This window comes from Nocardia vinacea (assembly GCF_035920345.1).
Taxonomy (GTDB): Bacteria; Actinomycetota; Actinomycetes; order Mycobacteriales; family Mycobacteriaceae; genus Nocardia; species Nocardia vinacea_A.
Genome location: NZ_CP109149.1, coordinates 3,861,825 through 3,885,523 on the forward strand (window position 1 = coordinate 3,861,825; position 23,699 = coordinate 3,885,523).

Annotated in this window: 21 protein-coding genes; 6 read left to right on the forward strand and 15 right to left on the reverse strand. The window is 65.3% G+C overall.

Features of this window, described 5'->3' with window-relative positions; all coding sequences use genetic code 11:
- Positions 1-2 precede the first annotated feature (2 nt).
- The 8 genes from OIE68_RS18085 to OIE68_RS18120 form a co-directional block, all read right to left on the reverse strand.
- Positions 3-959 (reverse strand): enoyl-CoA hydratase/isomerase family protein, encoded by a 957-nt coding sequence (locus OIE68_RS18085; RefSeq protein ID WP_327100534.1) that lies wholly within the window; start codon positions 957-959, stop codon positions 3-5.
- Positions 952-2,106 (reverse strand): M24 family metallopeptidase, encoded by a 1,155-nt coding sequence (locus OIE68_RS18090; protein ID WP_327100535.1) that lies wholly within the window; start codon positions 2,104-2,106, stop codon positions 952-954. The genes OIE68_RS18085 and OIE68_RS18090 overlap by 8 nt, the downstream gene beginning before the upstream one ends.
- Positions 2,096-3,331 (reverse strand): Xaa-Pro peptidase family protein, encoded by a 1,236-nt coding sequence (locus tag OIE68_RS18095; RefSeq protein ID WP_327100536.1) that lies wholly within the window; start codon positions 3,329-3,331, stop codon positions 2,096-2,098. Before OIE68_RS18095 ends, OIE68_RS18090 begins: the two co-directional genes overlap by 11 nt.
- A complete protein-coding gene (locus tag OIE68_RS18100; RefSeq protein ID WP_327100537.1) occupies positions 3,328-4,500 on the reverse strand; it encodes an amidohydrolase family protein in 1,173 nt (390 codons plus the stop codon). The genes OIE68_RS18095 and OIE68_RS18100 overlap by 4 nt, the downstream gene beginning before the upstream one ends.
- 34 nt (positions 4,501-4,534) lie before the next feature.
- The gene (locus OIE68_RS18105) at positions 4,535-5,773 is read right to left on the reverse strand and encodes a cytochrome P450 (RefSeq protein WP_327100538.1); all 1,239 of its coding nucleotides are present in this window, start codon (positions 5,771-5,773) and stop codon (positions 4,535-4,537) included.
- 9 nt (positions 5,774-5,782) lie between these two features.
- A complete protein-coding gene (locus OIE68_RS18110) occupies positions 5,783-5,977 on the reverse strand; it encodes a ferredoxin (protein WP_327100539.1) in 195 nt (64 codons plus the stop codon).
- On the reverse strand, positions 5,974-6,783 hold the full coding sequence (locus OIE68_RS18115) for an SDR family oxidoreductase (RefSeq protein WP_327100540.1): 810 nt from the start codon (positions 6,781-6,783) through the stop codon (positions 5,974-5,976). Before OIE68_RS18115 ends, OIE68_RS18110 begins: the two co-directional genes overlap by 4 nt.
- Positions 6,784-7,005: 222 nt before the next feature.
- The gene (locus OIE68_RS18120) at positions 7,006-7,518 is read right to left on the reverse strand and encodes a hypothetical protein (RefSeq protein ID WP_327100541.1); all 513 of its coding nucleotides are present in this window, start codon (positions 7,516-7,518) and stop codon (positions 7,006-7,008) included.
- Between the two features lie 308 nt (positions 7,519-7,826).
- Between OIE68_RS18120 and OIE68_RS18125 the strand changes: the two genes are divergently transcribed.
- Positions 7,827-9,446 (forward strand): MFS transporter, encoded by a 1,620-nt coding sequence (locus OIE68_RS18125; protein ID WP_327100542.1) that lies wholly within the window; start codon positions 7,827-7,829, stop codon positions 9,444-9,446.
- A gap of 401 nt (positions 9,447-9,847) precedes the next feature.
- Positions 9,848-11,443 (forward strand): GMC oxidoreductase, encoded by a 1,596-nt coding sequence (locus OIE68_RS18130; protein WP_327100543.1) that lies wholly within the window; start codon positions 9,848-9,850, stop codon positions 11,441-11,443.
- 46 nt (positions 11,444-11,489) lie between these two features.
- Here OIE68_RS18130 and OIE68_RS18135 read toward each other — a convergent pair whose 3' ends face one another.
- Complete coding sequence (locus OIE68_RS18135; protein WP_327100544.1) at positions 11,490-12,095, reverse strand: TetR family transcriptional regulator; 606 nt, start codon at positions 12,093-12,095, stop codon at positions 11,490-11,492.
- 134 nt (positions 12,096-12,229) lie between these two features.
- On the opposite strand from OIE68_RS18135, the gene OIE68_RS18140 reads away from it, so the two are divergent.
- The gene (locus OIE68_RS18140; RefSeq protein ID WP_327100545.1) at positions 12,230-13,501 is read left to right on the forward strand and encodes an amidohydrolase family protein; all 1,272 of its coding nucleotides are present in this window, start codon (positions 12,230-12,232) and stop codon (positions 13,499-13,501) included.
- Positions 13,502-13,505: 4 nt separating this feature from the next.
- Here OIE68_RS18140 and OIE68_RS18145 read toward each other — a convergent pair whose 3' ends face one another.
- Complete coding sequence (locus tag OIE68_RS18145) at positions 13,506-14,255, reverse strand: enoyl-CoA hydratase-related protein (protein ID WP_327100546.1); 750 nt, start codon at positions 14,253-14,255, stop codon at positions 13,506-13,508.
- Positions 14,256-14,446: 191 nt separating this feature from the next.
- Here OIE68_RS18145 and OIE68_RS18150 point away from each other — a divergent pair, with 191 nt between their 5' ends.
- Positions 14,447-15,496 carry an aldehyde dehydrogenase family protein gene (locus tag OIE68_RS18150; RefSeq protein WP_327101709.1) on the forward strand — a complete coding sequence of 350 codons (1,050 nt, stop codon included), beginning with the start codon at positions 14,447-14,449 and terminating at the stop codon, positions 15,494-15,496.
- On the opposite strand, the gene OIE68_RS18155 is transcribed toward OIE68_RS18150, so the two are convergent.
- Genes OIE68_RS18155 through OIE68_RS18165 form a run of 3 tightly spaced genes read right to left on the reverse strand, consistent with a single transcriptional unit; the run spans position 15,399 to position 18,957 of the window.
- Positions 15,399-16,121 (reverse strand): ABC transporter ATP-binding protein, encoded by a 723-nt coding sequence (locus OIE68_RS18155; RefSeq protein WP_327100547.1) that lies wholly within the window; start codon positions 16,119-16,121, stop codon positions 15,399-15,401. The genes OIE68_RS18150 and OIE68_RS18155 overlap by 98 nt on opposite strands.
- Entirely contained in the window at positions 16,118-16,924 is an 807-nt protein-coding gene (locus OIE68_RS18160; protein WP_327100548.1) for an ABC transporter ATP-binding protein, read from the reverse strand. Before OIE68_RS18160 ends, OIE68_RS18155 begins: the two co-directional genes overlap by 4 nt.
- A complete protein-coding gene (locus OIE68_RS18165; RefSeq protein WP_327100549.1) occupies positions 16,921-18,957 on the reverse strand; it encodes an ABC transporter permease in 2,037 nt (678 codons plus the stop codon). The genes OIE68_RS18160 and OIE68_RS18165 overlap by 4 nt, the downstream gene beginning before the upstream one ends.
- Positions 18,958-19,146: 189 nt before the next feature.
- On the opposite strand from OIE68_RS18165, the gene OIE68_RS18170 reads away from it, so the two are divergent.
- Together OIE68_RS18170 and OIE68_RS18175 are read left to right on the forward strand one after the other, a co-directional pair.
- Positions 19,147-20,400: an ABC transporter substrate-binding protein gene (locus OIE68_RS18170; protein WP_327100550.1), complete on the forward strand. Its 1,254-nt coding sequence runs from the start codon at positions 19,147-19,149 to the stop codon at positions 20,398-20,400.
- Positions 20,401-20,452: 52 nt separating this feature from the next.
- Positions 20,453-21,151 carry a hypothetical protein gene (locus OIE68_RS18175; RefSeq protein ID WP_327100551.1) on the forward strand — a complete coding sequence of 233 codons (699 nt, stop codon included), beginning with the start codon at positions 20,453-20,455 and terminating at the stop codon, positions 21,149-21,151.
- Between the two features lie 321 nt (positions 21,152-21,472).
- Here the strand turns inward: OIE68_RS18175 and OIE68_RS18180 are convergent, their stop codons facing one another.
- Together OIE68_RS18180 and OIE68_RS18185 are read right to left on the reverse strand one after the other, a co-directional pair.
- Positions 21,473-22,429, reverse strand: coding sequence for an enoyl-CoA hydratase (locus tag OIE68_RS18180; protein ID WP_327100552.1), 957 nt, complete (start codon positions 22,427-22,429; stop codon positions 21,473-21,475).
- 6 nt (positions 22,430-22,435) lie between these two features.
- Positions 22,436-23,608: a thiolase family protein gene (locus tag OIE68_RS18185; RefSeq protein WP_327100553.1), complete on the reverse strand. Its 1,173-nt coding sequence runs from the start codon at positions 23,606-23,608 to the stop codon at positions 22,436-22,438.
- Positions 23,609-23,699 lie beyond the last annotated feature (91 nt).

Sequence of the window (23,699 nt, forward strand, 5' to 3'; positions counted from 1 at the left end):
AGCTAGTCCTTCCGCTCCCGAGCGCGCTTGCTCAGCCGCCATTCCGGCGGAAATTTGCTGTCGTTGTCCTTGACCGCGTTATTGATTCCGCGATTCATGGCCTGCTCGAACATCATGTCTTCGGCGTCGGGCGCCGCGAAGCCGCCGACCGTTTCGAAAAGTCCGCTGATCATGCTGCCCAGATATTCGCCCTGGTACTGCTTCATGAACTCGAAGAAGGACTTCTGCATGAACACGGTGTCCGTCGGCCGGTTGCTGGCACAGGCCTGTGCGTATTTGTCCACTTCCGCTTCCAGCTGGTCCCTCGGGACGACGCTGTTGAGGAAGTTGCACTGGTACATTTCGGCGGCGGTGAACGCCCGCCCGGTGAACACCATCTCCTGGAATTTGCGCAGACCCATGGTCTGCGCCCACCACCACATCCGCGGCGCCCACCCGACGTAACGGAAGGCCGGATGCCCGAACAGCGCGTCGTCGGAGGAGATCACCAGATCGGCATCGGCGGCCTGATAGAAGTGCCACCCGTAGCAGTAGCCCTTCACCTCCAGGATGCTGATCTTCTTGAAATCCTGGAGGCTGCGAATTCCGGAGTGGGAGTTGGCATACCACGAGCTGAGCGTCGCGCCGTGCCGGAACGACCCCTGGGGCGGATAGGTGACTTCATCGGCGCCGATGCGGAATTCGGCGAGCTTCGGCCCCTGATCGGGGCTGGTGTGCGCCGCCATGAACTCCGGCAGGTCGGCACCGGTGCCGAGATCATCACCCTCGCCACGGATTACGAGCACCTTGACGTCGTCGTCGACACTGGCGCGGTGCAACAGGTCGGCATAGCGCACCCGGGCGGCGATGGTCGGCGCATTGAGGTGGTCGGGCCGGTTGAACGTGATCGTGGCGATCTTGGTCTTTGGATCCTTCGCGTAGAGGATGATTTCCTCGGCCGAAGGCACGGACTCACTCATGCGACGCTCCGATCGCGAGGCCCGCGTTGCTGTTCCACGACGGGCCGGAGGTCAGCACCTCGGGTCCGTCTGCTGTGATCAGCACCATCTCCCGTCCGAAGACTGCGCCGATGCCCTGCTCCCAGACGTAGCCGGTGACCGCGAGCACCATCCCGGGTTCCAGGTGCTCCGCGGCGGCGGTGGCCGGAAGTTGTCGCGACACAACGGGCGCATCGAACCCCAGCCCCAGTGCATGGGCCACCGGCAGCGGCGGCAACGGTTCACCGGCAGCCTCGTAAGCGCTGAGGAATTCGGAGGCGAGCCGACCCGGCCGACAGGCGGCGAGCAGGCGCGACCACAGCTGATCCCACCGCTCGTAGAGGGCACTTGTGCCGTCCTTCGGCGCCCAGGTCGGCCAGGTCCGGCCGATCTGGGCGATGTAGCCGTTGCCGATGACGCCCGCGGAGAAGGCCACCAGGTCACCGGCCTGCGCGCGCCGGTCACCGGACGCGCGCCGCCACGGGTGGTCCGGTGCGGTCACCCACGCGGCGTCCTGGGTGGCCGGGGTACTCATCCCTCCGGCCGCCATCGCCTGCAACATCACTCCGGTCAGGGTCTTCTCGGTGACGCCGGGCCGCAGTTCGGCAACCGCCGCCGCCAGGCCCGCTTCCGCGATGCGGATCGAATCCCGAAGCACCACAATTTCTTCGGGAGTCTTGATCCGCCGGGCGGCACGCATGGCCTGCTCGCCGTCGACCAGTTCCGCCTGGGGAAATGCCATCGGCAGGAACTGGGAGAACAGCGGGGACAGGGCATCCGTACCCACCCGCCTGGCGGTGGCGGCACCGCCGATCTGGCGCAGCACCCCCATGAGGTTGAGCGGATTCCACATGATCCCGTACAGGTTTTCGTGCGGAATGTCCTCGGGAACGCCTTCGTCCCAGGTGCTCAACAGATGAATGTCGCCGGTTTCGCGGACGAGGACGCATCCGGGACCGAACGGCCTGGTCCCCGCGGTCCACAGCTGCGGTGTGCCGGTGACATAGCGGATATTGGCCTGCCTGCCCAGTACGAGCAGGTCGAGGTCGTGGGCTTCCATCTGGGCCAGTACGCGCGCCCGTCGCCCGAGACGGAGTGCGCGTTCGTCGGCCAGGATTTCAGTTGCCATAGGGGGCGTAGGTGTAGTCGGTCAACGGAATGAAGCCTTCCTCGGTGATCACGATGATCTCCTCGCTGCGATAGCCCCCGGTGCCGTCCTCCCACACCACCGGTTCCAGCACCACTACCGTGCCCGGTGCGAGGACGAAGTTCTTGTCGAAGTCTTCGCCCAGGTCCGTGCCGATCATGGGCATCTCGGCGGGGCCGACGCCGATACCGTGCCCCAGATAGAAGTGGGGCAGCCAGGGCTTTTCGCCGCCATTGGCGTCGATGGCCGCCCTGGCCAGTTCATTCAGCGAGGCTCCGGCGCGGGTCACCGCGAGCACCGCGTCCAGGATCTCCCGCCATCTGGTGAATTGCGCCTGCTGCCTCGGGGTGGGGTCCTGACCAACCACCCAGGTCCGGCCGAAGTCGGAGCAGTACCCGCCGTAGCTGATGCTCACGTCGGTCCACAGGACATCGCCGCGCGCCAGCTCCCGTTCGGTCGTAAGCAAAGGCAACGCAAGATCGTCGTGTACCGTCCAGACGCCTTCTGCCTTGCTTTCCGGCATGACCTGCCAGATGGGGTCGAGAATATTGGCGGTGGCGCCGAGTTCGAACGCCCGCCGCACGAAGGCCGCCGAGAGGTCGATCTGCCGGATTCCGGGTGCCAGCGCCGCGTGGACATCGACCATCGCGGTGTCGGTTATCCGGCACGCCGTGCGAATGCAGGCCAGCTCGTCCTGGGTCTTGACCAATTTGGCCGCGCTGAGCACCAGGGCGGCGTCGGTGAGCGACCCGGACGGGAACAATTTCCGCTCCGCGCGTCGCATCGCACCCGTGGACTGGTCCACGGCCACCCTCGCCCCGCTGGGGACGAGCTCGGCCAGGATCCGCGCGAAATCCGTTACACCTTCGTCGAATTCGAGATAGACGGGTCCGTGGACATAGTCCGCGGGCAACTCCGTTTCGGTGGCCGCGCCCTCACGGAAGGGCATGAACAAATGCGGCCACTCGTCGTCCGCCAGGACCACCGCGACCGGGCACTCAATATGCGACAGACCGGCGTCGCCGAGCGGCCAACTCGCTCCGGTCGCATACATGACGGATTGATCTTCGAGCAGAACCAGCGCATCCACGCCCTGCTCCGCCATCGCCGCCCGTAACCGAGCTCCGGTTTCGCGCCGCATGCGGGCGCGATCCGGTACGTCCGGAATCCGGATCGAAGTCCCTACCGCTGTCGGAGAATTAGTCATTCGATACCCAGGAACTTCTTGATGTTGCCGCTGACGATTTGTGCTGCCTTTTCCGGGCCGACCGCGTCGATTACCAGCTGCAGCGACTTCTCCGAATAGCCGAAAGTGCTTTCGTTGTGCGGATAGTCGGTGGACCACATCACGTTGTCCACGCCGATCTGGTCGATCAGCTGCAAGCCGAGCGGATCCACCATGAACGCGGCACTCATGTGCTTGTTCCAGTAGTAGCGGACGTCGTGCTTCAGTTTCGGCTCGCACATGTGCAGGTAGGACGCGTACAGATGTTCGCCGTCCTGCAGTGCCGAGGGAACCCAGGAAATCCCGCCCTCGAACCAGCCGATCCGAAGTTTCGGATGCCGGTCCAGGATGCCGGAGAAGATGTACCTGGAAAACATCTCCCGGAAGGAGTCGACATTGACCATCATCCCGACCACGAGGGTATTGAACTCGCAGGGAGCCTTGAGCCCGGTCTCCCCGATGTGATGGGAAATGGGCACGCCCGACGCTTCGATCTCGTCCCACACCGGGTCCATCGCCGTACTGGCGTAGTCGATCTGGTTGCCGTCGGCGTCCGTACCCGGGTTGAGCGGCAGCAGGAAAGTCTTGAGCCCCAACGACTTCAGCTCTTCCAGGGTCCGCCGCGTACCGGCCGGATCCCACCAGTTGATCAGCCCCGCGGCGTAGAACCGCCCCTTGGAGCGCTCCTGCAGGCCCGCCATGTACTGGTTGTAGATCCGGAACAAACGCTCGCGCATTTCCTTGTCGGAATGGAAGAACAGCGCCAAGACGGCGTTCGGAAACGCCAGTTCCTTGTAGACGCCGTCTTCGGCAAGCTGCTGAATACGGGCCTCGAGGTTGCCGCTGGCCGCGCCGACGAGGTCGTCGTACTGCATCAGGACGGCACTGAATTCGGGCGGCAAGAATGAATGTCCGGCCGCGCCGACCTGATAGGCACCTTCCTCATACCAGATCCGCGGCGCCTGAGCCTTCAGCTCCTCGGGAAGGTACTGGAAGAAAATATCGTCCGAGAGGGAGATGTGATTATCCGCCGACCACACCTCCGTCCCCGGGGGAAGACCAACGTCGCCCGTGGCGTTACCTTGCCTGTCCTTCGGCGCACCGTAGCCCTCGGGTGGATACAGCGAGACGTTCTTCGTCGGGCTTGACATCACTTGCCTCCCATGCATTTCTTATCGGAATTGGTCACCATTCGACCGGCAATTCGTAGACCCCATAGGCCAGCCGGTCGTGCTTGAAATCGACCCGGTCGATCGTCGTCGCCAGGCGCAGCGTCGGAATTCGGCGGAACAACGTCTGGAAGACGATCTGCAATTCCGCACGGGCGAGCTGCTGGCCGACACACTGATGCCGCCCGTGCCCGAATGCCATGTGCTGGTTCGCATTCGCGCGGTCGGAATCCAGCCGGCCCGGCTCCTGGAAGGTGTTGGGGTCCCAGTTCGCCGGGGCGAGGTCGATGATGATGCCCTCGTCGGCGCGGATCACCTCGCCACCGATCTCGATGTCCTCCATGGCGACCCGCCGCTGCCCGGTGTGGATGATGCTGAGGTAACGCAGCAATTCCTCGATGGCATTGGCGAGCACCTTCGGATCGTCGGTGTCACGAACAACCGCCAGCTGTTCGGGATGCTCCAGCAAGGCGAGGGTGCCGAGACCGATCATGTTGCCGGTGGTCTCGTGACCCGCGAAGAGCAGGCCGACGCCCTGCATGGCGGCTTCCCATCGATCGATCTCACCGGCCTTGACCCGTTCCGCCAGATCGGAAATCGCGTCCTCGGCGGGATTCTCGGCCTTGGCATCCACCAGATCGGCCAGGTAATTGATCATCTCGACGACGTTGGCCTGTGTCTCCTCGGCCGTGTTGTTTCGACCGAGTCCGACGTTGCTGCGGTCCTGGAAGAATTCGTGATCCTCGTAGGGCACGCCGAGCAGTTCACTGATGACCAGAGAAGGCACGGGCAATGCCAGCGCCGCCACAAGGTCGGCCGGACGCGGTCCGGCGAGCATGGCATCGATATGCTCGTCGGTGATCTTCTGAATCGCCGACCGCAGTGCCTCGACGCGCTTGAGGGCGAAGGGCTTGGTCAGCATTCTGCGATGTCGGGCATGTTCGTCGAGATCCCGATTGAATACCGATCCCGGACGCACGGTCGACATGGCCCGCATACCTTCGTTCCAGTGCGGAAATCCGGGGCGACGGTCGTCGACGCTGACTCGCGGATCGTAGAACAGGGCTTTCGCTTCGGCGTATCCGGTGATCAACCACGGCGTGCTGCCATCCCAGATCCGCACTCGGCTGAGCGGATTCGCCGCGGCGAGTTCGAGCTCCAGGGGCGGCGGCGCGAAGGGGCAGCGCATCGAGCGCTCCATCGGATACTGGGGCACGGCGGCGTCGGTCGCGGTTCCGCTCGGTGTATCGGACATGAGTCTCCGTCATTCCTCGATATTGATGGCGCGCGCGGGGCAGGCCGCAGCTGCCTGATGGACGTCGTCGGCCCGGTCCGGCGCCGGATGTTCGTTCAGCAATACGACGACGCCGTCCTCGTCGCGTTGGTCGAATACGTCGCCCGCGTACAGCGCGCACTGACCGTTGGCGAGGCATTTGTCTTGGTCGGCAATCACTTTCATCGAAGGTCCTTGACTTGGCTCTTCATGCCCGCGACGGTGCCACCGTCGACCGGCAGGATCGTGCCCGTCACATACGCCGACCGGTCGCTGCCGAAATACAGCGCGGCCTCGGCGACATCGCGAGCTTCGCCGTCTCGCCGCAGCGGTTTGGTATTTCGCATGATCTCGCGGGCGGCGCCGACAAACCTGTCGGCGTCCTCCGCACTCATGTTCGCGACGGCCGAGGCGAGCAGGGATGTCGGAATGTTTCCGGGTGCGATGCAATTGATTCGGATATCGGCGGCGGCGAATTCCATCGCGGCCGATTTGGTGAAATGTATAACCGCCGCTTTGGATGCGCGATACGACATCACGCTGGCGCCCGCCTGAACCCCGCCGATCGAAGAGACATTGATGATCGAGCCGCCCCCGTTGGCAACCATATGGCGTGCCGCTTCCCGCGTCCCCGCCATTACACCGAGCAGGTTGACACCGAGCACCTGATGGAAATCGGCGAGGTCGTCGTCGAGGAATCCGGCATGCATCGCGCCGGAAATGCCCGCGTTGTTGACCATGATGTCGAGACCGCCGAATCGCTCGACGGCGGTGGCGACCATTTGGGTGACCTGCTCGGGATCCGCGACATCGGTCTTGGTGAAGATGACGTCTGCGCCGAGGCGTTCGGCCAGCTGTTCACCGCCATCCGAATCCCGGTCGGCGATGACGACCCGGGCGCCTTCGGCCGCGAACAGCTCGACAATGGCCGCACCGATTCCAGCCGCGCCGCCGGTAACGATGGCGACTTTGCCAGCTAATTCATTCACCACAGCGTGTATGCCTTTCGTCGACGGCCGAATGAGCATCGGCGACCCGCTGCCGCCCGATACTCGGTGTGTGATACGAAAAATCTTGGACAACAACGGATCCCATGCAGACTGGTCGAGTTTCACCAGGCGCTGCGCTCAGGGCCGATGCTATTGACCGCACGAATTTCACGGGTCGCCGTCTCACTCAGTAGAAAACCGAGTTACCGACCCGTATCGCGGCGATCAACAGCCGGCCGGAGCGCCGCCCTGCAACTTCAGCAGACCGCAGAAGGTCGCCGCGGCGACCTTCCACTTCCCGTCGACGCTGATGGCCTTGCCCGCCTGATTCGGCAGGGCCGGGTTGCCGTTGATCAGGACGCTGTAGGTGACCGAGGCATGCGTGCTGTCGTCGAGTTTCACAGTGGACACCGTCGCCGTGGAACCGGCGGTCATCGGATTGCTCGCCTGCGCCTCCAGCGTCGGGGCGAAGGTCGAACCGTTCTCCACGAGACCGGCTTTCGTGTCGGCGGAGGTCTTGCCGTCGAAGAATGCGACGAAGACGTCGGTGATTTCCTTGACCGCCGGGTCGTTCGAATCGGCCTGCGCGGAAGTGGCCTGCGCCGCCGGGGCGCTCGTCGCCGTCGTGGTGGTGCTCGCGGAGTCGTCGTTCGAGCTGGAACAACCGATGACAGTTGCCGAAACCACTGCCATGGCCCCGGCGGCGGCCAGTACACGGCGAACGAACAGATGGGTCATAGTGCGTCCTTGTGAAGGGGGGTGTGTTGGAAGACACATGAAAGCCCTCGATGACGCGTCGCATATCCGTTGTTCCGCTCAGCGGGCAAAGCGTGCTCGTAGCTCATCGGTGCGACAGCGCTGAGTGCGACAACCACTACCGCCGCGCCCCGGTCTCGACCGCATCACCAAAGGTCGCCGCACGGATATGCACGAATTTCCGGTGAGTAGGACGAATGCGCGGACGACGGATGCGACCTCATATCGTCCGCCGCCAAGAGCCGCCTCATGTGACTCCCATCTCATCGTTTCTCCCCCTGGAGCGTTCTATGTCCGCTACCACCACTCCTCCACCGGATGAAGTCGACCTCGCCGTCGATACCGGTCGGCTCGAGAACGCCTCGCGCCTTCGCATCTACACGGTGCTCGCGCTCATCGTGCTGATGACCGAGGTCGTCCCCGTTCAGTACACGATGATCACCCCGGCACTGCACGATATGAGCGCCACCTTCCCCGACGTCGGGGCCAACATCAACTGGGTGGTCATCTTGATCGGCCTGGTCGGTGCCTCCGCGACACCGCTGCTGGGCAAGATGAGCGACATCTGGGGCAAGAAGCGGTTGTTCGTGGCGTGCGGCGTGCTGTTCGTCGTCGGCTCGTTGATCGACGCAGTCACCGACAACTGGACGCTGTTCCTGATCGGACGTGGTCTGCAGGCGTTCGCCGTCGCCAGCCAGTTCATTGCCTTCGGCCTGATCCGGGATCTGATGCCGCGGCGGTTCGTGGCGACCGCGCTCGGCTTCGTCGGCGCCGGGATCGGTATTGCCGCTGCGATAGCGCCGGTGATCGGCGGTGTGATGCTCGACCACTTCTCCTGGCGGTCGTTGTTCTGGGGTCTGGGCGGTTTCACCGCCGTGATGACGCTGCTCGTCGTGCTCGTAGTCCCGGAATCGAAGCTGCGGGTACGCGATCGGATCGATCCCTTCGGCGCGGTGCTGCTGTCCGCCGGTACGCTGCTGGTTCTGCTCTACCTGGACAACGGCCAAAGCTGGGGTTGGGGCCGCGCAACCAGCATCGCCTGGCTGGTTGGCGGACTACTGCTGCTGGCACTTTTCTTCGTGGTGGAAACCCGAGTGAGCCGCCCGATGGTCGACCTGCGGCTGTTGTTGAACCCCAAGGTCAGCATGGTGCTGCTGATGTCCTTCTTCGGCGTCGGCATCATCGCGATACAGCCGCTGACGCTGGCGTACATGACCCAGACCCCGAATGCCGACGGGCTGCGCGACCAGGTCGCACAGGGTGTCGTGGCCAAAGCCCATGAGATGACCGGAGCTACGCTCCCGGTCGACATGGTGAAGGTGGTCCTCGATCCCAGCTACAGCTACGGCAACGGCTTCACCATGTTGCAGTACGCGCTCCATGTCGGACTCTGGGCCGGGCTCGTCGCCGTCATCGCCGGCCCACTCGGCGGCTGGCTGGCGCACCGATACGGCGCCCGCATTCCGGCGATCCTCGGCTTCGCCGTCAACGTGGTCGCGGGCGTTGGCTACCTCCTGGTCGACTACAGCTGGGCCACCTATTCGGTGTTCTACGCGCTGTCCGGGATCGGGTTCGGCTTCTTCTACGCCGCCGTGGCCAATCTCGTCGTCGATGCGGTACCACAGGAACAGCAAGGCATCAGTACCGGCATGCTCGGTGTCACCATCAACCTCGGCACGTCGGTCTCCCTCGCCGTGGTCACTGCCTTGCTCAACAACAACCCGATCAAGGCGAGCATCGACGTCATGGGCAACCACGTCGTCCAGCCGATACCGCAGGTGTTCGGCGACAGCGGCTACACCCAGACTTTCTGGCTCGCGCTGGGCACCGCTGTGATCGCACTGGTCCTGGCGGTGATGCTGCGGCACGGCCGGGCAGCGGCGCGCGGCGGCGCCGACCACACCGAATAACTCACTCCCGCAACACAATCCCCCGCCGACGGCCGTCACCCATCGTGCCCACGCCTTGTCGGCGGGCCCAGACCTCCCGCGGATGTCGTCAACTCCCTGCACTCACCGACATCCGCGGGAGGTCCCCCGAACCCCCGCGCGCGCGAAATCCACTGCCGCGGGCCGGTATTCCTCCTCTCAACGTCCCGCGGGATTCGCCGCGGGAGCTCCCCGACACCCCGCGCGCGAAATCCACTGCCGCGCGGGCCGGTATTCGTCCTCTCAACATCCTGCGGGATTCGCCGCGGGAGCTCCCCGACACCCCGCGCGCGAAATCCACTGTCGCGCGGGCCGGTATTCCTTGCTCTCAACATCCCCGCGGGGATCCGATCCGATCCCCGCGATCAGGAGGTCGATCAAACATGTCCGCATTCACGCGCCGGTCGTTTCTCGGTGGCGCCGCCGGTGCCGCAGTCGCATTGGCGGGTACGGGAATTGCCGCCGGTGGCAGCGGTATCGCGACAAATATGAGGAGTGTCCCGCTCGTCCGCGAAGACCATCGGGTCATCGTGATCGGGACCGGATTCGGCGGCGGCGTCACCGCGCTGCGCCTAGCCCAGGCCGGAGTCCCGGTCTTGATGCTGGAGCGCGGATTACGATGGCCGACAGGTCCGAATGCGGAGACGTTCCCGCACGCCACGTCTCCGGATAAGCGCATTCTCTGGTACGAGTCCGCGCCGGAGCTGTTCGGTAAGCCGGTGGCGTTCGACCCCTACGCCGGACTGCTCGAGACGGTATCAGGCGAGAATATGACAGCGCTGTGCGCGGCCGGTGTCGGCGGCGGATCCCTTGTGTACCAAGGCATGTCGCTGCAGCCGTCGCAGGCCGCATTCGCCACGCAGTTCCCGGACGGTCTGGATTGGCCGACGATGAACCGGGTCCACTATCCGCGCGTCGCGCAGATGTTGAAGCTCGCGGTCGCCCCGGACGAACTGATCGCCAGTCCGAACTATCAGGCCGTCCGGGTCTTCGAACAACATGTACGCAAGGCCGGTTTGCCGGTGTCGAAGATTCCGATGCCGATCGACTGGAATTACGCGCTCGCCGAACTCCGTGGCGAGATGAAGCCCTCCTATACCAATGGCGACGGTGCGCTCGGTGTGAACAACGGCGGAAAACACTCCGTCGACGTCACCTATATCGCCGCGGCGGAGGCGACCGGCAAGGTGCAGGTCGAAATACTCCACCACGTCACCGAGGTCGAACGCGCCAGGGACGGACGGTGGACCGTCTACGTCGACCGGACCGACTCCTCCGGCACCGTGCTGGAGAACAAGATCCTCACCGCGGGCACGCTGGTCATGGCCGCCGGAAGCCTCAACACCACCAAACTGCTGGTGCGAGCCAAAGCGAAGGGAACCATCCCGGACCTGCCGGACGCACTCGGCGCCGGGTGGGGCACCAACGCCGACCGCATCTACACCTGGACCTGCCTCGACAGCGATCTCGGCTACCCCCAGGGCGGACCGGTCGTCTACGGCAGCCTGAACTGGGACGATCCCACGAAAGCGGCCACGGTCATCCAGGCATCGATCCCACCGGCGGGCGTGGATGCGCGCACCACCATGCTGGTCGGCTACGGCGTCAGCAACGCCCGCGGACGCTTCGTATACGACTCGGGCAAGGACGAGGCAGTGCTGCGCTGGCCCAAAGAAGGAGACGCGGCGATCCAGAACGGCGCCATCGGTCCGCTGGTGCAGAAGATCGCCGGCCCGGCAAGCGTTCTCGTCGATACGAACCTGGCAGTCCCCTCCACTTGGCACGCGCTCGGCGGTGCGAATATGGGCCCGGTCTGCGATCTGGAAGGCCGCGTGCACGGGCAGCGCGGACTCTATGTCCTCGACGGCGCGCTGATCCCGGGCAACAGCGCGGCCTGCAACCCATCGATGACCATCGCGGCCGTCGCCGAACGCGCACTCGACCACATAGTTGCGCAAGACGTCGGTTCGATCATCTGACCCCCTTCGGCGGGGTCGCTCCTCAGCGGGCGACCCCGCCGATCCGTTAGTGGACGCGCCCGTTGCGCACCGACGAGAGCGCGTCGAATGCTTCATCGAGCAACTCCGCCAGATCGAGTTCGCCATTGGATGCCGACCAGCGCTCGACGGCGATATTCAGGCAACTCGTCGCGGCGGCGACCTTGATCTCCACCGAGATGGGGACCGGTCCCGATACGCCTGCCCGCTCGGCCAGCGCCGCAGTGAGGGCGGGTCGCCAACTGTGCTGCTTCTCCAGCTGCCGCCCGGACAACTCCGGGGTGTCGAAGATGAGTCGCGTCATGGCGAGCGCGGCGACCGGGTCCTGCAGATAGAACTCGATGACCCCTCCCAGCGCCCGGCGCAACGCCGTCCAGTCGTCCTCTTCGGCGGGCCGGGCACGCAGCGCGTCCGCGAACTGGTCGGCGTGGGCGTCGAAGGCGCTCAGCACCGCTTCCTCCTTGCTGCCGAAGTAGCGCAGGAGAGTGCTGCGGGATACCCCGGCAGCCGCGGCCATGTCATCCACGGTGACGTTGTGGAACCCCCGCTCACGGGTCAGTTCATAGGCGACCTGTGCGAGGTCGGCTCGCACTGCGGCGCGGGCGATCATTCTCGTGCGCTTGGTTCCGCTCATGGGCATGACGCTACCCTTTGCAATTCAGTGACAGAACTGAGTTCTGCGAGCTAGTCTGACACTCAGTCTCACCAATGAGGCTAAGTCTCTACTCGCGCCGGTGCGCGGAACTGTCAAGAAAGCAAGGTGTCAACGTGTCGGATTTCTTCGTCGTATCGGGCGATACGCACATCATCGAGCCGGTCGACCTGTACAAAACCCGGCTGCCCAAACATCTGCGGGACCGCGCCCTCTGGGAGGAGGAGTTCACCCTCGACGAGCCGATCGTGGCGGGCGGACACACCGAGTTCAAGAAGCTGCACACGGTCGGGTTCGACGGTTGGACCATCTCCAAGTACCGGCAGCTCGGCGGGCGGACACCGGACGGCGAGCCGGAGAACGTCATCCGGGATATGGATCTCGATGGCGTCGACGCCTCGGTGATGTTCCCGAACCTGTCGCTGTTCGTCCTGTTCACCGACGACCACGAGCTGTCGATGGCGCACGCGCGGGCGTGGAACGACTATCTCGTCGAACGGTATCTCCCGCACAAGGATCGGATGCGCCCGACGGCGGCGATCCCGCTCACCGACATTCCGGACGCGGTCGCCGAGATCGAGCGATGTGCGCGCATGGGATTGGGAGCCGTCCTGCTGCCGGAGATCCCGCCCCTGCCCTACTGGTCGCGGGAGTACGACCCGGTGTGGGCGGCCGCTCAGGCGCACGGGTTGCCGGTGTTCTTCCACGTCGCCACCGGCGGGGTGATGGTCAAGGAGTCGGTGTCCGAAACGGCGACGACCGTCAAAGGCCTGATGACGGCCATGAATATGGGGAAGGGACAGCTGACCGACGATATGGTCGCGGGCCGGACCATGGGCGGCGGGAACACCGCATCGGCCAGCCCGCAGGCCATCATCGCCGCCCTCATCGGCGGCGGTGTCTGCGAACGATTTCCGAACCTGCACTTCAACCTCACCGAGTTCGGCGCGGGCTGGCTGGTCTCGTTCATGGGCATGATGGACAAATCCTGGCGGACCGGCATCGGCCAGGACGCCGATTGGTGGCTCGGGTTCTGGGACGACTCTCGCCCGCCGAACGACCAGCCGACCATGGGACGACTGTTCGCCATCAACGGGAAATGGCCCTACCCGCTCGCGCCCAGCGAATACCTCCAGCGTCAGATCCATGTGCAGTTCGCGGACGACCCAGTGGCCGTCAAGGCCCGCCACATCACCGGGATGTCGACCGTCATCTGGGGCAACGACTACCCGCACGCGGAAGGCACCTTCCGCAGTAGCAAGGAATGCATCGACTTCAACTTCGACGGGGTTCCCGACGACGAGCGGGCGATCATCCTCGGCGGCACTCTGGCCGATGTCGTGGGCTTCGACAAGAGCGTGAAGAAGGCCCCGGTCAACGTCGCCTGACTGGTCAGCGCCCCCGCCACTGCGGTGGGCGCTTTTCCAGGAATGCGGCAACGCCTTCTTTCAAGTCTTCGCTGCGCATTACCCGCGCCACGGCTTCGGCGGTGGCGTCCCAACCGTCTGCATCGGCCGCGTCGTACTGAGACGCGATCGCCGCCAGTGTCGCCCCGACCGCCACGGGTGACGAGGCGCAAACGTCATCGGCGAGTTCCAGTGCCGCATCGAGTGCGCGGCCGGGTTCGGTAACGCGATTCACCAGCCCGAGCTGGTGCGCGCGTTCGGCGTCGAATACGGCGCCGGTGATCAATAGCTCCTTGGCGACGTGCAGGGGCAGGGCGCGCAGTGTGCGGAAGAGCGCGCCCGAGGAGGCGACCACACCGCGCCGGGTCTCCGGAAGTGCGAAACGGGCGGTGCGCGAAGCGACTACGAGATCGCAGGCGAGGACGATCTCGAGACCACCGCCGTAGGCCGGTCCCTCGACCGCCGCGATCAGTGGTTTCGCCCGGCGACGGCGAATGATGCCGTACTCCCCGCCCCGTTCGGTGCCGCCGCCCGCACCGTCCCTCAGGTCGGTGCCCGCCGAGAACACCGATGCGGTTCCCGTCAGCACTGCGACCCAGAGCGTCGGATCGTCGTCGAGCAGGTTCAGCGCCGCGTCGATACCCTCGGCAACCGCTCGATCGATGGCATTGCGTTTCTCCTCGCGGTTGATCCGAACCACGAGCACCCGGCCCCGTCGTTCTTGGCGAACAGTCATCGTATCGACCCGATCGCGGGGATCGCTGCGGCCGAGCCGGTCGCGCCTTTCATACTGAAATCCTATCGACGTTCTGCACAATGAGGGCACCTTTATACAGCTTTTACCAGCAAGTTAGTCGAATTATTGTAATTAGTACACGCTATTAGCTAACGTGACCGAAGCCGGTGGCATGACCTGGCGTCGTCGGCATCATCGTCACCTGGAACGGACCGGTCATCTCCCTCGGCATGAAGGTCGTACCGGCGCTGGCGGCCGGAAATTGCGTCGTGGTGAAACCCTCGGAGTTCACCCCCTTCTCCCCTGATCTGTTCGCGCAACTGCTGCGGGAAGCCGGTGTGCCGCAAGGAGTTTGCACCATACTGACCGGTGGCCCGGAGGCTGGAGCCGCCCTGGTTCGGCATCCGAAGGTGGCGAAGGTGAGTTTCGCCGGCGGGCCCGTCGCGGCACGCCAGATCATGCACGCGTGTGCCGACCAGCTCAAACCCGCAGTGCTGGAGTTGGGCGGTAAGACCGCGAGCCTTGTGTTCCCGGACGCCGGAGACCTCGACGCCGTGGCCAACCGTGCTGTGCGCGACTGCATCGGAGTACTGGCAGGCCAAGGCTGTGCCGTGCCGAGCCGTCTGATCGTGCACGAGGACATCCACGACGAGATGGTCGAACGGGTAACCGCCATCGCGGCCACCTACAAGGTGGGCGATCCGTTCGATCCGGAGGTCAAGGTCGGACCGCTCATCAATGCCGCCGCTGTCGAGCGGGTCTGCGGCATGCTCGACCGCGTCCGGCGTGATGGTGCGGGCCGAATCGTGCTGGGCGGCAGCAAGGCAGGCGGCGACCTCGCGGACAAGAACTTCGTGGAGCCGACGATCATCGTCGATACCGATCCCGACCACGAGATCGCACAGACGGAGATCTTCGGCCCGGTACTGCTGATCTTCAAGTTCTCGACCGATGACGAGGCGGTCGCGTTGGCCAACAGCACGCCCTACGGGCTCGGCGCGAATATCCAGTCGACGAATCTCATAGGGAAGGCGGGCGGGCCGGGATCGACGAATTCCTGCGCTACAAGACGGTTTCCATCATCGAGCCGGAGTAGACCGAAAGGGGCCGAGGCAATACCTCGGCCCCTTTTCTATGTACACCTCAAGCCGCAGTGGCGTCACCGAGATAACCGCGCAGCAGTTCGTCACCGGCTTGGTCGGCGGCACCCGACCAGGCGATCCGCCCGCGCTGCAGGATGAGGCAGTGGTCGGCGAAAGCCAGTGCGCGACTGGCGAACTGCTCGATCATGATCACCGTGACACCGGCCGCCCTGGCCCGCTGCAGGCTCTCGAAGACCACATCGACCATCTTCGGCGCCAGGCCGAGCGACATCTCGTCGGCGATCACCAACCGCGGTTCGACCATCAGCGCCCTGGCCAGCGACAGCATCTGCTGTTCGCCGCCGGACAGGGTGCCTGCGGCCTGACGCTGCCGTTGCTGCAGCACAGGAAAGATCTCGAAGGCATGATCGATGGCCACGGCCCTGCGCCGCCGGTCGGCCGCCGTGGCCATGCGCAGATTCTCCAGCACGGTCAGGGTCGGGAACACGCCGCGGCCTTCGGGCAGATGTACGAGGCCTGCGCGCCGAATCCGGTCCGGCGTCGCGCCGGTGATATCGCGGCCGTCGAGTTCGACGGTTCCGTCCACCGGTGCGACGAGCCCGGACAGCGCCCTGGCCAGGGTGCTTTTTCCGGAACCGTTCGGCCCGAGCACGGCGAGCGCGCTGTTCGGGTGCACATCGAAGGTCACGCCCTGCAGTGCCTGCGCGGCACCGTAGCGGACGCTCAGGTCGCGGACGGCGAGCAGGGAAGACGTGGTGGTCATGCCGAGGTCCTTTCCTCGTCGGGGCCCGCGCCCAGGTACGCGGCGCGCACGGCCGGATCCGCACGGACCTCGGCCGGGGTTCCTTCGCTGATCTTGACGCCGAAGTCGAGCACATGGACGACATCGCTGAGCCCGAGCACCAGATCGACATCGTGCTCGACCAGCAGCAGCGATACGCCGTGGTCGGCCACGACACGGGTGAATGTGCCCGCGAGCTCATCGGTTTCGCGCGCGTCCAGCCCCGACGACGGTTCGTCCAGCAGTAGCACATTCGGATCGACGGCCAGTGCCCTGGCGATCTCGACGAGCCGACTGGTGCCCAGCGGCAGTCCGGCCACCGGCAGATCGGCGTGCCCGGTCAGTTGCAGTGCGGCGAGGATCTCGTCGACCCGCCGGTCCTCGTCGGCGGGGGCTCGGCGGAAACCGCCCGCCGTCACGAGGTCGGTCCACATCCGGCTGCGTGCGTGCCGGAGCCGGTAGCCGAGCACCACGTGTTCGCGGACGGTCAGTCCGGGGAAGAGCTCCGGATGCTGGAAGGTACGAGCGAGGCCGCGCCGGGCCCGCGACTGCGCACTCGCCTTGGTGACGTCGTGCCCGTCCATCAGGACGGCGCCGGAGCTCGGTTTCAGCAGTCCGGACAGCACCGCGAACAAGGTGCTCTTACCTGCGCCGTTGGGGCCGACGAGACCGACGATGGATGCAGGCGGGACCTGGAGGTCGACGTCGTTGAGGGCGACGAGCCCACCGAAGCGGACGGTCACACCTTTGGCCTCGATCCGCGGTGGGGTTGGGTCGGTGGTCATGCCAGGTCTCCCGGGGTCAGCTGTGGTTCCTCGACGCGCTCGCGGGATCGCTCCGCAGCCGGTGTCGTCTCGGAACCCTTTGTTGCCTTTGATATTTCGGAGCTTTCGACGGCGGGCCGTCGGCGCTGCCACCAACGAATGACATCGTCGAGTTGCCGCGCGTGCATCGCGACGATCCCGTCCGGATTGCGGGCGAGCATGATCGCGCCGAAACCGAACATGATGACCGGGATCTCCGCCCAACTCGTCGGCAGATAGGTCTGGAACACGCTGGGCAGCACGGCGAAGGCCACCCCCGCGACCAACGCGCCCATGATCGACCGTGAGCCCAGGGTGACCAGAACGGCCAGCCAGACCAGACCGGTGAACGCGTTGAACGAATCGGGCAGCGCCGACTGGTAATTCAGCGCGAGGAATCCGCCGCCGATCGCCGCGACGAACGTGGCAAGGGCCGATACCAGCACCTTGATCGGAAGAATGCTCAGGCCAAGCGTGCGCGAGCCGGGTTCGCTCCACCGGACCGCGGTCACCGCGAGTCCCGCGGTCGAACGCCGCAGATTGACCACGAGCAGACCGAGCCCGACGAACACCACCAGGGCGAGCAGAGCGAATGTCGCGTTGTCCGCGGCCCATTCGGGGCGCGGCATATAGATGCCCTGGCCGGAGTTGTAGAACCGGTCCCGCATGAAGATCAGGTTCTGGGCGAGCAGGCCGAAGGTCAGCGTGACCAGGGCAACGTACAGGTTGCCCAGGCGGATGGTGAGCAATCCGAGGATCACCCCGATCGGCACGATGCACAGCGCACTGACCAGGACCGCCACCAGCGGCGACCATCCGGAGTTCGTGGTCAGATCGGCCGCGAAGATGGCACCCATCCCCGCGAAAGTGATCTGACACAGCCAGATCATGCCGCCCTCACCGGTGACCAGCGTGAACGACAGCAGCGCGATCGCGAGCGCGATACCCGCACCGACCAGACCGGCCCAGAAGTCCTCGAGGACCAGGGGTAGTACCGCCACGATGACCAACGTGACCACGCCCGCGACGAGTGCGGCCGTCGGTCGGGTCCGGCCGGTGCGTGTCCCGCCCGAGCTACCAGGCGCTCCGGCATTCGCCGTGCGGATCGCGCGATCGAGCGCGCCGCCCGCCGTGGTATCGCCGGCCTGTCCACGCACCGCGTAGTACAGCAGGAAGACCAGCATGAACATGAACGGGATGCTGGGCACGATCTGCGCCGAGAACGGGCTCTGCGGATCGAGGTAACGCTGGATGACATTGGTGACCACACCCATGGCGAGCGCGACCGAGACCGCCATCGGCAGACTGCGCAGCCGGGCCGCGACCACCGCCGCGAAGGCGGCTGACATCAAGGAAGTCATGCCCTCGACCGTGAGTCCCGCGGTCGGGGCGACGAGCACCCCCGCGAGTCCGGCCAACAGTGCACTGAATGCCCACACGCCGAGCGACACCCGGGTCGGGCTGACTCCGGACATCGCGGTCAGCGCCTCGGAGTCGACCAAGGCCCGAACCCGCAGGCCGATATCGGTATACCGCAGCAGACCGGTGCCGACGAGCAGAACCACTGCCAGGCCCGTATAGGTGATCACCTGGTTCATATCGACGACCGCCCCGAATACATGGAATATCCGCAGCGGTTGGGGAGCCAGGCCGGGTGCCGTGGTGTTCACCAAGTGTCCCAGCACCAGGTTGACCAGCGGTGGCAATGCGACCGAAAGGCCGATCGTCGCGACGATCTTGACCAGCGGCGAGCGCAATCGCAGGTAGCGGAAAAGCAGCACGTAGAGCGCGATGCCGAGAGCCGGGCCGAACAGCCCGATCGCGACGACGGCCGCGAGCGGCATCGACCACCCGTGTTCGACGTGCAGGAAGAAGTAGAAGCGGGCGACGGCGAAGGCCATGGCGCCGAAGGCGAAGTTGAAAACGCCCGAGGAAACGTAGGTGACGACCAGCGATGCCGCGGCGATTGCGTAAATCGCTCCGAGGGCTAAGCCGGCGAGAACATAGGAGAGCAACGGTGAGGCCCCTAAAAGTTCGACGCTCTGGAGGTATGGGTAAGAGTGCGCTAATAGAGGGTCATCGTCAAGGATTTTGTCCGGATTCTTCGTGAAAATCGGATACAAAGGGTACTGAATATGCTCCACTGTAGCCCTCAGAGCCGTTCCGGCACCGTAGCTGGATCGGCGATAGCTAGAGGAGTGCAGATGCGCAGAGTCGGTGCGATCGCAGCATGGGTGTGCGCCGCAATGTTTCTTGTTCCTGCGTGCGGCAGCGGCGGCTCCGGCGGCCCGGGCAATACGAGTGGGCCGGTCAAGGTGGGTGTGCTGACCTCGCTCAGCGGCGCCGCGACCGCCAACTACGCAGGTACCGAACCCGGAGTGAAAGCCCGCTTCGCCGCATACCAGGCGGCGAACGGGAAGTGCGCGGCACGCGGCTTCGACGTCGTCATGGGTGATGACCAGTCCACACCGCAGGGCGCGTTGACCGCGGCGCAGAAGTTGGTGCAGCAGGATCACGTCTACGCGGTGCTGCCGGTGAGCACGTACTTCTACGGCGCGGGGCAGTACGCGGGCACCCAGGCGAGCAAGACGCCGTTCCTCGGCGCCGGCTTCGACGGCGGCGAGCAGTGGTTCAACCCGAAGTACGACAATCTCTTCGCCGCGACGGGTGGTACCGACTACAACAAGACCGCGACGACCCTGGGTGACTACTGGAAGAAAATCGGCGGCACCAAGGCCGCCGTGCTCTCCTACAACACCCCGAGTGCCACGAAGTCGGCGGAAGGCGCGGCGCTGTCGGCCGAACACGCAGGGCTGACGCGCGGTTATGTCAACATCCGCATTCCGTTCGGGACCACCGATGTCGGTCCCTACGTCCTCGGCATCAAGGAATCCGGTGCCGATGTGCTGTACGCGCCGGTCATTCCGGACACCGGATTCGCGCTCATGACCGGTCTGCGGCAGGCCGGGGTCGAGATGAAGTCGGTGCTGCTGGCGACCGGCTACGGGGCGGACCTGCTGAAGTCGCCGCCGGCGATCGCGGCGGGCCAAGGCGTCGGTTTCATGACGTCCTTCGCACCGACGGAGATGAATACCGAAGCGACTCGGGCATTTTCGGCGGCACTCAAGCAGCACGCGGGCTCGGAGACCGGTATCCCGTCCTTCTCGATGGCGGTGGGCTGGGTCAGCGCCGACCTGTTGATCGAGGGGCTCGAGAAAGCCGGCTGCAATGCCGGCCAGGAGCAGTTGATGTCCGCGCTGCGCACCGATAAGACCTGGACCGCCGGTGGACTGTTCCCGAAGCCTGCCGATTTCGAGAACCGGGGCTCCTACTCGGTCGGCTCCCCGGGCAACTGCACCTTCATCTCGATCCTGCGCGGCGACAAGTTCGTGCCGGACACGAATGGCGCTCCGGCCTGCGGCGAGCAGATCCCGGATCTGAAGGTCGTGCCGAAGTAGACGTCCCTCCACATCGAAGTCCGAGGGATCCGAAAGAAAAGAGAAATACAGGATGAGGAAGATCGCAGCCGCCGGTGTGTTACTGGCATCCGCGCTCGCCGTTACCGCACCCCCCGGGGCCGCCGCACCACAGGCCGACGACCGTGGCGTGAACTACACGGCGAATGCCACCGACAGATCGACGATCATCACCACCGATGCCGGTTCGATGGCCGTGGAAGACGGGGTATTCAAGATCAAGGCAGCCAATGGGACCACCCTCGCCGGTGCCGAATTGGCTTTCCGGGTAGACGATTTCGTCTTCCCCATCGCTGCGGAGATCAAGGATCGTACCGCGACACTGACACCGCAGTTCGACCAGGAACACGCGGTGTACAAGCCGGTCGCCCTGCCCTACGAGGACCAGGCCCCCTGGAAGACTCAGTACGACCGGGAACAGGCCGCGTTCGGCCGAATGATGGGCACCATCACGATGGGGGCGACAATCGGCAGCATGGTCGGCGGCATCGCCGGCGGGGCTGTCGGCTGTGTGCTGGGCGGCATCGCCGGCGCTACCGTGGCCTCGGCGACCATCGTCGGATTGTTCGGTGCGTTCATTCCCGCCGCAGCCATCGGCTGTATCGGCGGGATCGTGGCCATCGGTGCGCTGGGCACCCTGGCCGGGCAGATCCTGGTGACCGCGCCGATCGCGATCATGGCGGCCATCCAGTACTTCACCACGATCAACTCACCGATGCCCGCACCGAAGTAACCGAATCGGGAAGCCCTGACAGGGACGCCCGCATCGCTACGGCGAGCACTCTGGCCGCCACAACCAGAGTGCTCGCCTGCCCGATGACCCCGATCAGAGCGACCGGCGTAGACGAGAGCCCCGTACCTCGCCACCAGGCGAGGTACGGGGCTCTTGCGAATCCGCCTATGTCAGCGGCGCTCAATCACAGTGGGGGCTGACCACCAGCTGTTGTTCGTCCCAGGGAGTACCACCACCCCAAATGATGCACTCGTCGGAAGGGTGAACCTTCACAGGACCGGCGTAGTACTCACTACGCTCAGTTTGTCGGTTGTCGCACAGTTACTTTCGGTTGGTCCGAGCCGCGAATCGGCGCGCCACGTCCACCACATCCGAGCGCCATCGCAACTTCGCCCGCGCCTCGAGCGCTAGGGCGTGGGCCAGGCTGGTGCCTTCACCGTCGGCAAGCAGTTCGAGTGTCGCCACGACGGCATCCGGGTGGGTGCGGCGGATCAGATCCGCGAGCTCCCAGGCTCGGTCGAGCAGCCGATCGTGTGGGACGACCTCGTTCACCAGCCCCACCGCCAACGCCCGTGCCGCATCGATCCGCTCCCCCGTCAGCATCATCTGACGCGCCAGCCGCACACCCACCGCCCGCGGCAGCAGTGCGCTCATCCCCCACCCCGGCGGCAATCCGATCGCGGCGTGTGTGTCGGCGAAACTCGCATGCTCCGAGGCGATGAGGAACGAACAGGACAGCGCCAATTCCAGTGCGCCCGTGTAGCACAACCCGTTGATGACCCCGAGTACGGGCGTGCGGGCCGCCCGTACCACCGCCGCCGGATCGGTGCGCGCCCCGCGCGGTGATCCGGCGCCATTGCCCAGCGCCTCTTTCAGGTCGATACCCGCCGAGAATGCCGGATCGGTTCCCGTGAGCACGACCAACCGGGTTGCGGCATCGGAATCGGCTGCGCGCATCGCCGCAATCAACCCCCGGCGCATCGTGATCGTCATCGCGTTGCGCACCCGCGGCCGGTCCAGGGTCAGCCACAGCACGCCGTCCACCCAGCGGCAGTCCAGACCCTCCGTACTCAGCTCCTCGGCGTTCAGCCCACCGGCGTCGAGCCGACCGGCACCCAACCCACTGGCACCCAACCCACCGGCACCCAACCCACTGGCGTCCAACCGACCGGCACCCAACCCACTGGCATCCAGCCCTTCGACGCCCAACCCTGCGGCATTCAGCCCCTCAGCGTCCGACCCCGCAGCACCCAGTCCTTCGTCCGACCTCTCGATCACGGCCGCTCAGACCGTCAGGACCAGTGCTGAACCCATGCCGCCGCCCGCGCACATGGCCGCGACCGCAGTACCGCCGCCGCGACGGCGCAATTCATGGGCCAGGGTCACCACCATCCGGGTGCCGGTGGTCGCGATCGGATGGCCGAGGCTGCAACCGCTGCCGAACGGATTGACCCGCTCGGGATCCAGGCCCAAACCCCGAACGGCGGCCACGGTTACCGATGCGAAGGCCTCGTTGATCTCGAACAGATCGACGTCGCCGATGCCGATCCCGGCCCGGTCCAACGCCTTTCGGATCGCCTCGATCGGCGCGAGGCCGGTGCGCACCGGATCGACGCCGACGCTCGCCCACGACCGCACCGTGGCCAGCGGTGCGAGCCCGTGTTCGGCGGCCAGTTCGGAACTGGCGACGACCACCGCGGCCGCACCGTCGTTCAATCCGCTGGAGTTACCGGCGGTGATCGAGAAACCCTCGATCTCCGGATGCAGCGGCTTCAGCGCCGCGAGTTTCGCCATGCTGGAGCCGCGGCGCGGATGTTCATCGACGTCGAAGACCGACACCCCGCCGTCCCGATCGGTGACCTTGACCGGGACGATCTCGTCGAGGAACCGACCGGCATCGATCGCCGCTATGGCCCGCTCGTGCGACCCGAGAGCCCAGGCGTCCATCTCCTCCCGGGACACCCCGGCCAGCCGCGCCGTATTCCAACCGACGAGCATCGCCATATCGTTGCTCGGCGCCTCGGGTGTCGACACATGCGACGGCGAGCTCCACGGGTCTTGCCAGTCGTCGGTACCGGGAATCCGCCGCCGCGAAACGGGAGCGGTCGAGAACGACTGGGTCCCACCGGCGATCACCGCACGATCCATCCCGGCCAGCACGCTCCCGGCGCCGGTCGCGATACTGGCCAATCCGGAAGCGCAGTGCCGGTTGTGCGCCAAGCCGGGAACGTGCGTGAGCCCGGCCTCGATCGCGGCATACCTGGCGATATCGCCGCCACCGGCCACGGATTCGCCGAGCACGACGTCATCGATCAGCTCCGGTGGCAAGCCGCTGCGTTGCGCCGCCTCCCGGACAACGACGGTGGCGAGATCGAAGGCGCTGGTATCACGCAGGGTGCCCTTGCGGGCGGTGCCGATGGCGGTACGGCAGGCGGAGAGCAAAACGGCGTCAGTCATATAATTCGTTGTACTCTATTACCGCGCTGCCTGAAAGATCAGAGGCGAAAAGCGTGGTGAATCTCGACTCGAGATGTAAAAAAGGATACCT